The following is a 10,162-nucleotide window of genomic DNA, read 5'->3' on the forward strand; positions in this document are numbered from 1 at the left end:
ACCTGCACCGAGACCGCGCGCACGATGTGGTCCGCATCGACGGCCAGCAGGGTCCATTGCCCGCGCAGCCCTTCTTGCAGGGCGGTTGCCGCGACCCAAAGACCGGTTTCGGTGTGGGTCTCGGTCAGGATCAGTCGCGCCGTCTGCCCGAAGGCGAGGTCCGTCGTGGTGTCGATGGCGAAAAGAGCCATGCGCGTCCGTGTCTGTGGATCGACGTCAGGACGCAGCGCAGAGAGGGTCGCAGGGTAGAGCTGGCCGTCGATGTCGATTACGACTTCGGCAAGATCGGCGGCGTCAAGGTCCAGCGGCAGGCCCACACGGACGAGGGGCATCCCCTGCTCGACGATCTGGACCATGGTCTGACCCGGTGCGACGCTTTCACCCCCATCGACAAAGCGCGCCGCGACACGGCCGTCGAAAGGCGCATGCACTGTCGATTTCTCGGTCTGGATGGCGTTGGACAACAACCCTGCATCGACTTCGGCAATGCGCGCGCGAAGTTCATCGACACGCGCCCGTGCCTCGTCAAGGGCCGCCGTGCTGGCAAAGCCGCGGTCGTTGAGGTCAGCCTGTCGCGCGATGGTCTGCAGGGCGAAGGTCAGTTGCGCGTCCAGTGCGGCGCGGCTGGCGGCCAGCCTTTCGGCGTCGGCTTGCAGAAGGCGCGTATCAAGCCGTGCCAAAGGCTGCCCTGCCATAACGGCATCGCCTTCCCCGACAAGGATCTCGGCGAGTTGCCCGCCCAATTCGAATGAGACAGGAACGGTCCGGCGTGGCTCGACCTGGCCGATGAAGCGCCGCTCGACCGTATATGAAGACGACAGGGCGACGGGCGTTGTGGCGACAGGTGTCAGCGGCGCAGCCACGGGGTCGGGCGCTGCGGCAGAAAGGCGCGAGATTTGCTGGCTGCCGATCACGACCGCGAAGGCGGCGAAGGCGGCAACGATCAAGGTCAAGCTGACCCGCAGAAAGCGTCGCCAAATCAGTTTCAGTGTCGCCCGCATGTTCCTTCACCTTTCCCGTCCAGCATCCGATCACTTGCGAATCGTTTATGTTAGTGTCACTAACTTCATAAGTTAGACGTTCTAACTTTGACAAGTCCAAATATTTTTGAGACAACAAGGCCCATGAAGCATAGTGAGACCATAAAGCCCGCAGCACTGCGCAAATCCGGCTATCACCACGGCGATCTACGCTCGGGGTTGATCGAGGCCACGCGCCAGCTGGTCGAGGAAAAGGGGCCGGACGGTTTCTCGGTCAGCGATGCCTGTCGCCTTGCGGGGGTGTCAACGGCGGCACCCTATAAGCACTTCAAGGACAAGGCCGAAATGATCACCGAGATGGTGATGGAAGGGATGGTCCGGCATCGCGACAACATGGTTGCCGCGCTTGAGGGGATCCCGCCCGGCAGTCCGGAACGGATCAAGGCGCTTGGGCGGGAATACGTGATGTTCGCCCTCACCGAACCCGGTCTTTTCCGGCTCAAGTTCGGCGGATTTACGGACGGCTGTGACGACCCGCGCATGCAGGCCGTGGGCGAGGCGACATTCGAGATCGTCCTGCGCGAGGTTGCGCAATGCATCGGCGAGACAACCATCACCCCCGAGGTGCGGCGGCGCGGCTTCGCCCTGTGGGGCTTTGTCCACGGCCTCAGCTTTCTGCTGGCCGATCCGCATCTTGCCGACATGGGCGGCGGTGCCGATCTTGACCTGATGCTCGACGAAATCGCCCAACGGATGCTGGCGCCCTGAGCGTCTAGACGCCGCCCCAACCCGAAATCAGGTTTTCGCGCATCAGTCGCTGCTCAAGCGTGCCGCGCGGCACGGCGATCTCGGCAAGGTAGTCTTCCCGTGCCTGCGCATAAGCCCGCGCCTGGGCCACGGCCTGCTCTGCGGAAACCTGTGCGAACCTGACATCCTGACCCGACCTGCGCTGCACCAGCCGGTCGGTCTCGCAGGACAGGACCGTCGCGATCTTCGGATAGCCGCCGGTTGTCTGATGGTCCGCCAGAAGAACCGTCGGCACACCGTCGCCCGATACCTGCACGGCACCGCGCATCACGGGCTCGGACGGAATCGACAGCGCCCCTTGCGGGTGCAGCGCGGCCCCTTTCAGGCGCATCCCCATGCGGTCATAGGCATCGGTCACGGTGAAAGGTGTTTGAAGGAATTGCGCCACGGCCTCTTTGGCGAAATGGTGGTCTTGCGGCCCGATGACGGTGCGGATGGGGCCTGCGCCGATGAAAGCCGGTTGGGGGATATCACCCAGCCGGTCGTCGCGGGTCTGCGCCTCTTCGATGGCCAGGACCTGTCCCGACCGCAACGCACCACCACCGAAACCCGAGCTTGCATGGGTCGCCTGGCTGCCAAGCCATGTTGCGCCCGCGATCTTTCCGGCCAGAGCGATGTAGGCCCAGGACCCGCCTTCGCCCGCCCGCACTGCCAGCCTGTCGCTCCTGTCCAGCGTCAACACAGTCCACGACCGCCGCTTGCGCGATCCGTGTTCGACGACGAATGCGCCGCCCGTGACCGCAAGCGAGACAGCCCCCGATGTGCACTGCAGGATCACACCGCCCAGCGAGACCTCGATCACGGTCTGCCCGGGCGGATTGCCCAGCGCCGCATTGGCCGCATCGAAGGCCAAGCGGTCCATGGCACCGGAGGCAGGCACACCAAAGCGCAGATGACCCCGCCGCCCGCCATCCTGCAGCGTGACCAGGGGCCCGGCGAAGGCGACGGACAGGCGCGCCTCAGACATGGGTGTGCCCGGACATCAGGCGCTCGCATGCATCCAGACCGATCCGGTCGAACACCACGCGGTCCCCGACGTCGAACAGGAACGGGCGGTCCGCCTGTCCCGTCAATATCGGCGTGGGCGAGCGTCCGATGATCGACCAGCCCGTCGGCATGACAAGTGTCGTGACAAGGCACTGCGACCCCGCGATGATGACACTGCCCGCAGGGACATCACGGACCGGGGCCGGTTTGCGCGGCACGCGGATACTGTCGGGCAGGCCTCCCAGATAGGCATAGCCCGGGGCGAAGCCATACATCAGGACATGGTAGTCACCCGCAAGATGGGCATTGATCACCGCCTCTGCGCCGAGACCGGTGGCGCTGGCAACGGCGTCGAGATCGGGGGCGAAGGGTGGTTCATAGCAGACGGCGACACGATGGGTCCTGCCACTGACGCCCTCACTGTGGGGTTCGCGCAAAAGGGCGCGCACGGCCAGTTCGACCGCCGCATGGTCGGTCGTCAGGACATCAAAACAGACCAGCAGATTGACCAGCGCCGGCACCGTTTCGACCACGCCCGCCGGGGCGGCGGTGGCGATCGCCTGCTCGAGCGTCAGCACCTGCGCATGGGCGGCTTCACTGATCTCGGCTGCGAAGGATACCAGCAGCGCATGTTCGGCAACGGGACGGAAGGTTGCCTGCACCGTCATCCCGCGCCGGCGACGAAGTTTTGCAGCGTCACACCTTCCGCCGCCAGTCGCGCGCGGATATGGCGGGCCATGGTGACGGCCCCGGCGCTGTCGCCATGCACACAGATCGAGTGCGCGGCAAGCGGGATCGGATCACCGTCGATGACGGGCATCAGACCGGTGCGCAGGACCTGCAACAACCGCGCGGCGGCCTCTTCCGGATCGTGGATCATCGCCCCCTCTTGTCCGCGCGGAACCAGTTGCCCGCTGGCAAGATAGCCGCGGTCGGCGAAGATTTCCGAAAAGACGCGCAACCCTGCGTCACGCGCCGCGGCCTCGCTTTCGGTGCCCGAGATCGCCAGATAAGCCATCGCGGGGTCGATCCGTTTGACGACCTGCACGATGGCGTCGGCGACACTGCGGTCGCGGGCCGCAAGATTGGCCAGCGCGCCATGCGGTTTGACATAGGCGACCGTCACACCGACCTGTGCGGCAACCCCCATCAGCGCCCCGATCTGTGCCGCACAGAGCAGGCCGATCTCATCCGGTGTCATGGGAATCACCCTGCGGCCGAAACCCAATCGGTCGGCATAGCCCGGATGCGCGCCGACGCTGACACCGCTCTCCTTGGCCATCTGCAAGGTCGCCGCCATGGTCGCGGGATCGCCCGCATGGCCGCCGCAGGCGATATTGGCAGAGGTCACGATCTGCATCATCGCACCGTCGTCCCCCATGGACCACGGGCCATAGCCCTCGCCAAGGTCCGCGTTCAGATCAATCTTTGTCACTGGCCTTCTTCCCTTGTGCCGGGCCCCACTGATAGCGGGGAAAACCCGCAAGCGAAAGTCCGTCAGCCCTGAAACAGCGGAAACGACACGCCCAGCGACCATGCCAGCATCAGCCCCAGCGCCAGCCCCGTGGCCAGCGGCCCTGTCCGGTGACTGACCGCGCGGCCCATGGTGCCGAATACCAGATAGAAAAGCACGATCACCGGCGCGATCATCAACAGAAAGAACAGCCCCGCAAAATCGATCATGACGGCAATGATCAGCGAGGCGAGAAATGCCAGACGCGACAACCAGCGAAACCCGCGTGAGGCGCGGTGGCAAAGCCGCGCATCGGCGACAAAATAGGCAATCGCCCCAAGGGCGATGGCGGCGATGATCCACAGCCGCTCGCCCGTCGGCCAGAAGTTCGCGGCATAGCGGTCAAGCGCCACCGCAAAGACGGCGCAGCCCGCGATCAGCCAGACGAACCCAAGCGCCGAGACCGCCCCGAAGCGCGCCCGCCAAAAGACCAGCAGCCCCAGTTGGATCAGCCCGTAAACCAGAAGATGCACCGCCAGATAATCCGCCACCAGCACGGGCATCAGACCGGGGTTCAGGATCATGCCAAGCGGTGGCGTCGCGACCATCGGCAGCAGGACCACCAGCGCACGCTGTCTGACCGACAAGTCCAGTTCCGGCATCCGCAAGCGTGGCAACCTGCGGGACAGACCCACAAAGAGCACAACAAGCCCGATCAGCAGCCCCACGATGGCAGGCCCCATCGGCCAGATGCGCGCGGTCCCTTGCTCTTCAAACCCGGCATTGAACCATGCAAGGGCCTCGCGCTGCCCCGCACGGCTTTGCAGGATCGAGACATGTTCGATCATCGGCAGGACCACCGCTCGGCGAGTCACGTCGCCCCCGGCAAGGGTCTGCCCTGCGACGGCTTCGGGGTCGACCATCCCCAGCGCCTGCAGGGCGAATGCGCGCAAGCCCGGCTCCCATGCGCCGACCAGCAGCAACAGGTTGTCGGGATGCGCGCCCGTGATCTCTTGCGAAAAGGCCGACAGCAGCACCAGCGGACCCGGGGTGTCGATCTCGTCTGCCACCCGCACAAGGATATCGGTCGCCATGGAATGACCAAGCAGACCAACGGGGGTGCCTTCCTCTGCCACAGCCTCGATCACGGCGAGGGTCTGCGCGACCAGCAACCGTGTCGTCCCCTCGATCGCGTTCACGTCGCCGGACATCGGCACCCTGTGCCGCCCGTGGCCCAGAAAGTCGAACGCGAAGACACGGTATCCGGCCTGTGCCAGCGGCAGCGCATAGCCCTGCATCATCTGGGACGACCCGGCAAAGCCATGGGCGATGACGATGACAGGCCCATCCGCCCCCGCACGGGCATAGGCGGTGACAGGTGTTTCTCCGAGGCGGACATGCGTCACCTCCACCCCGCTGCGCGCGCTTTCCAGCACGAAGACCGAAATGACGATCAGCAGGGTAGAGACGATCAGGCGCAAATCAAGGAACCTTCATATGCCAAGCAGGGCCGAGACCAGATCAGATAGTCTGCGGCGGCACAGGTCCAGCCCCCAAGATCACTCTTTCGGTTGGGCATTGAAGACGAAGAGTTGCTCGCCACCGATCTGATAGCCGTTGATCAGGGCCGCGGCGCGCGGGCTGGTCAGCCAGTCTTCAAGCGCGGCCGCCTGATCCGCAGCCACATGGGCATGCAGCGCCGGATTGACGGGCAGGTAGCCATATTGGTTGAACAGCGCCGCATCGCCCTCAAACAGCAGCGCAAGGTCGCGTTTGTTCCCGAAGTTGAGCCAGCTTGCGCGATCCGCAAGAATATAGGCGTTCATGTCGGCCGCCGTATTCAGGGCCGCACCCATGCCTGCGCCAACAGCGCGATACCAGGGGCCGAAAGTCGCGGGGTCGCGGTCGGCGACTTGCCAAAGCGACAGTTCGCGCAGGTGCGTGCCGCTGTCATCGCCGCGACTGACGAAGGGCGCCTCGGTCATGGCGACACGGGTCATCGCATCGGCGATACCCTCTGCCGCCGCGATCTCTGCGGGATCATCGCCGGGTCCGATCACGACGAAATCGTTATACATGATCTCGCGCCGGTGGGTGCCATAGCCTTCGGCCACGAAGGCCTCTTCCGCGGTGCGGGAATGGACGAGGACCGCGTCCACATCACCCGCCCGCCCCAGTTGCAGCGCCTGCCCTGTGCCCACGACCAGAAGCTGCACCTCCAGATCCAGATCGTTGCGGATTTCCGGCAACAGGATCTCGGCAAGTCCCGAGTTGTGGAACGAGGTCGTGACGGCCATCTTCATGACCTCCTGCGCCGCAAGTTGCGACGACCAGAGGATTGCGAGGATTGCGACAAGTTTTTTCATTCCAGTATGTCTCCGTTCAGAAAGGCGCGCGCCAACGCGCTTTGGGGGGTTTCAAAGAAGTCCGTTGCGGGGCCGGTTTCGACGATCTTGCCGCCGCACAGAAAGATGACATCATCGGCAAGCCGGCGCGCCTGCCCCATGTGATGTGTCGACATGATGATGCGGGTGCCCGCCGCGCGCTGTTCCTGCAACAGCGACTCGATCTCGCGGGTGGAACGACCGTCGAGCGAGGCGGTGGGTTCATCGAGAAAGACAAGTTCGGGGGCCGTGATCAGGGCACGGGCCAGCGCCAGTTTCTGCTGCTCTCCGCCCGACAGGCTGGTTGCGGGGCGATCCTCGGCCCCTGCCAACCCGATCCGTGCCGCCCAGGCGACCGCTGTCTCTTGCGCCGATGCCCGACGAAGGCCCCTGATCCGCAGCGGATAGGCCAGATTGTCGAGAACCGACCGCCGCAGCATCACGGGACGCTGAAAGACAAAGCTTTGCGCGCGGCGCGCGGCTTCGGTGGGGACCTGCCATGTGATCTGCCCCTCTGCCAGCCGGACGATGCCGTGCAACAGCCCCAGAAGCGTCGTCTTGCCGGCCCCGTTGGGACCGATGACCACCGTCACCCCCTGCCCGCCCAGCGTCAGATCGACCGGACCGATCAGGCGCGCGCCCTTTCGGCGGGCCTCGGCGCCCTGCACGACCAATGGGAACATCCCGCTCACCAGCGGCCATCCCGCTCGGTCCGGCTTAGCCCGTGGATCAACAGGTTGACGGTGATCGTCAGCCCGATCAGGACAAAGCCCAGCGCAAGCGCCAGCGCGAATTCGCCCTTGCCGGTCTCCAGCGCGATGGCCGTTGTCAGCACGCGGGTGACGTTGTCGATATTGCCGCCGACGATCATGATGGCCCCGACCTCGCCGATGCCACGGCCAAAGCCTGCAAGCGCCGCCGTCAGCAGGGCGCGGCGGGCATCCCAAAGCAATGTCCGCAGTTTCTGGCCTTGCGTGACATTCATCGAGATCAGCAGGTCATGGTATTCCTGCCAGAGATCCCTCAGCGACTGATGCGCGATGCTGGCGATCAATGGCACCATGATCACGACCTGCGCGATGATCATCGCCGTGGGCGTAAAGAGCAGGCCAAGCACGCCAAGGGGGCCGGACCGCGACAACAGGATATAGACCAGCAGCCCGACAACCACCGGCGGCAGACCCATCAGCGCGTTGAGAACCGCGATCACCGTGCGCCGGAAGCGAAAGCGCCGCACCGCAAGCAGGGCGGCAAGGGGAAAGCCGATGGCACAGGCGATCACCAGCGCGCTCAGCGTCACATAGAGCGACCGCAAGGCGATGTCCGCCAATTCGGCATCCAGCGCCAGAATAAGCCAAAGCGCCTGAAACAACCCCTCCCACAGATCGACCATGAAGGTCCGCCCTCTCCCATCAGCCGCGCGCGGCCTTGCCGTCCAAGACCTGCGCCATGCCGGTCGACCGCACAAGGCGGTCAATCGCCTTGCATGGTCCGGTTTAGGGTGATCTGGCGGCGGGATGTGTCGCACAATGCGACCAATTTCCTGTCGGAAACGATGAGGCGGCGTCAGCTCTGCGGGACGAAGCCTTGCTCGAAGAACCGCAGCCAGTTGCCGCCCATCAGTTTGGCGACCTCGTTTGCGGAAAAGCCGACCTCTTTCAGGTCACCCGCGATCGTGCCGAAATCGCGGTTGTCCTGAAACCACGCGGGCATGGGCGGAAACCCGGGGGTGTCGGCTGAGCCTTCGCCAAAGTCGGTCTCTTTGGTCCAGCGCCCTGTGCGCATCCAGTGCACCACGCTGTCCGGCTGGTCCTGACAGAGGTCCGAGCCGATCCCGAAATGATCCACCCCATGGGTTTCGGCCATCCGCGCCACCATTGCGCAGAAGTCTGCCAAGCGGCAGGCCGACCCGTCCTTCAAGTGATGCGGATAAAGCGAAAAGCCCATCATCCCGCCATTCTGCACCACCGCACGGATCACCTCTGCGCGCTTGTTGCGCAAGGCCGGGTGCCAGTCGTACGGATTGGCGTGGGTGATGGCGATGGGCCGTTCAGAGAGGTCGGCGGCTTCCATCGTGGACCGGTCCGCAGAATGGCTCATGTCCACGACCATGCCGACGCGGTTCATCTCTTTGATCACCTGTCGGCCCATGCGGGTCAGTCCGGGGTCCTCGGCCTCGTAGCAGCCGGTCGCCAGCAGCGACTGGTTGTTGTAGCTCAGCTGCATGAACCGCGCGCCCAGCTTGTGCAGCACCTCGACCAGCCCGATGTCATCCTCGATCGGGCTGGGGTTCTGGAAGCCGAAGAAGATCGCCGTCCGCCCCGTTTCGCGCGCCAATGCGACATCGCTGGCCCATGCGCCGTGGAAAATCAGGTCGGGGAATTGTGCAAACCAGCGGTTCCACGTTTCGATGTTCAGAACGGTTTCGCGGAATGTCTCGTGATAGGCGATGGTCACATGCACCGCATCGACGCCGCCCGCGCGCATCTGGCGAAAGATCTTTTCAGACCAGTTGGCATATTGCAGGCAGTCGATCAGGACCATGGTGGGCTCTTGCCGATAAAAGCTGACAGGCGCGACTGGATGACGTGCGCCATGCTGCAAGCCTCGCAGCTTAAGGCGGCAACCGCAAGGTTCAGGGCAACAGAGCTTGGCAGGGCATCAGCCGCAGGGCCGCACCCTAGTCGCCGATCCTGACCCAGCGGTCTGTGCCCGTGACGCGGCATCCATCGGGCGAGGCCCCCATCAGCGCGGCGGCCTCGGCGGGAAAGACGATCTCGATGGCGCGCCGGAAAGATATCTCGGCAGGCGACACGACGGTCAGCGTCCAGACGATCCGGGAACCGCCGCCCTGACCTTGCGGGATCTGGGCAAAGGCCTGTGCGCCCATATCCGTGGTGACCCATCGGTTTTCGCCAGCCGCCTGCCAGCGCACCCCTGTCGTCTGCGACAACTCCAGCGTGTCGGGATGAAACGGGCTGCTGAACACCATCCGCCGGGGTTCGCCTGTCATACCCGCAAGCGCGCCGCCCGAAGCGGGGAAGGCGCTGGCCATCGTGGCAGGACAGCCTTCCATCGCGGTCGGTCCGACCTTGGCCTGCCAAAGCCCGCTGCGGGGGCCTGTCTCGGTCGGCTCATCGGGGAAAAGGTCGATCGGCGCCTCCAGCGGCGCGCCTTCGGGCAGCGCGATGGGCAATTCCGGCGGACGACATGCGTCAGGACCGCTGTAGACAGGATAGAGTTCCGAGGCGTTCATGATGGCACCGAACCCGCCTAGCACATCAGGTTCGATCCATGTGCCGCCGCGTGTCCGGCTGTCCACGACAAGGATCATGTCGGGGCGCGGCGCGGGCCCGAAGATGTCTTCGAGCGCGGGGCGCGTGTCGGTTTCAGGCGACATATAGGTCGCATCGCCATTGGTCTCGATCAGAATGGTCGGCGGGTTGCAGGCCATGGCGATTGCGGGGGCCAGCAATGGGCAAGCGAGAGCAAGCAAACGGAGCATGGGTCAGTCCCCTGAAAGAATGGAAAGGGCGCGGTTGAAACTCTCG

General features: G+C 64.6%; 11 protein-coding genes. 1 reads left to right on the forward strand and 10 read right to left on the reverse strand.

Annotated features, from left to right (window positions below; all coding sequences use genetic code 11):
• Nucleotides 1–1,001 (reverse strand): efflux RND transporter periplasmic adaptor subunit (locus V7N12_RS12230; protein ID WP_333714877.1); only part of this gene is annotated, 1,001 nt, incomplete at its 3' end.
• Between the two features lie 123 nt (nt 1,002–1,124).
• On the opposite strand from V7N12_RS12230, the gene V7N12_RS12235 reads away from it, so the two are divergent.
• Nucleotides 1,125–1,748 (forward strand): TetR/AcrR family transcriptional regulator, encoded by a 624-nt coding sequence (locus tag V7N12_RS12235; RefSeq protein ID WP_333714878.1) that lies wholly within the window; start codon nt 1,125–1,127, stop codon nt 1,746–1,748.
• A gap of 4 nt (nt 1,749–1,752) precedes the next feature.
• On the opposite strand, the gene V7N12_RS12240 is transcribed toward V7N12_RS12235, so the two are convergent.
• From V7N12_RS12240 to V7N12_RS12280, 9 genes are all read right to left on the reverse strand, one after another.
• Nucleotides 1,753–2,754, reverse strand: a complete 1,002-nt coding sequence (locus tag V7N12_RS12240; protein ID WP_333714880.1) for a biotin-dependent carboxyltransferase family protein — start codon at nt 2,752–2,754, stop codon at nt 1,753–1,755.
• On the reverse strand, nt 2,747–3,436 hold the full coding sequence (locus tag V7N12_RS12245; protein WP_443089964.1) for a 5-oxoprolinase subunit B family protein: 690 nt from the start codon (nt 3,434–3,436) through the stop codon (nt 2,747–2,749). The genes V7N12_RS12240 and V7N12_RS12245 overlap by 8 nt, the downstream gene beginning before the upstream one ends.
• A gap of 2 nt (nt 3,437–3,438) precedes the next feature.
• Nucleotides 3,439–4,209: a LamB/YcsF family protein gene (locus V7N12_RS12250; RefSeq protein ID WP_333714882.1), complete on the reverse strand. Its 771-nt coding sequence runs from the start codon at nt 4,207–4,209 to the stop codon at nt 3,439–3,441.
• Nucleotides 4,210–4,271: 62 nt separating this feature from the next.
• Nucleotides 4,272–5,708: an alpha/beta hydrolase gene (locus tag V7N12_RS12255; protein ID WP_333714883.1), complete on the reverse strand. Its 1,437-nt coding sequence runs from the start codon at nt 5,706–5,708 to the stop codon at nt 4,272–4,274.
• 78 nt (nt 5,709–5,786) lie between these two features.
• On the reverse strand, nt 5,787–6,593 hold the full coding sequence (locus V7N12_RS12260; protein WP_333714884.1) for a substrate-binding domain-containing protein: 807 nt from the start codon (nt 6,591–6,593) through the stop codon (nt 5,787–5,789).
• On the reverse strand, nt 6,590–7,294 hold the full coding sequence (locus tag V7N12_RS12265) for an ATP-binding cassette domain-containing protein (RefSeq protein WP_333714888.1): 705 nt from the start codon (nt 7,292–7,294) through the stop codon (nt 6,590–6,592). Before V7N12_RS12265 ends, V7N12_RS12260 begins: the two co-directional genes overlap by 4 nt.
• Before the next feature lie 5 nt (nt 7,295–7,299).
• Nucleotides 7,300–8,004 carry an ABC transporter permease gene (locus tag V7N12_RS12270; RefSeq protein ID WP_333714885.1) on the reverse strand — a complete coding sequence of 235 codons (705 nt, stop codon included), beginning with the start codon at nt 8,002–8,004 and terminating at the stop codon, nt 7,300–7,302.
• A 173-nt stretch (nt 8,005–8,177) separates the two neighbouring features.
• On the reverse strand, nt 8,178–9,155 hold the full coding sequence (locus tag V7N12_RS12275; RefSeq protein ID WP_333714886.1) for a membrane dipeptidase: 978 nt from the start codon (nt 9,153–9,155) through the stop codon (nt 8,178–8,180).
• A 136-nt stretch (nt 9,156–9,291) separates the two neighbouring features.
• On the reverse strand, nt 9,292–10,116 hold the full coding sequence (locus V7N12_RS12280) for a hypothetical protein (protein WP_333714887.1): 825 nt from the start codon (nt 10,114–10,116) through the stop codon (nt 9,292–9,294).
• Between the last annotated feature and the right edge of the window lie 46 nt (nt 10,117–10,162).

Origin of the sequence: Yoonia sp., from assembly GCF_036770585.1 — a bacterium.
Lineage (GTDB): Bacteria > Pseudomonadota > Alphaproteobacteria > Rhodobacterales > Rhodobacteraceae > Yoonia.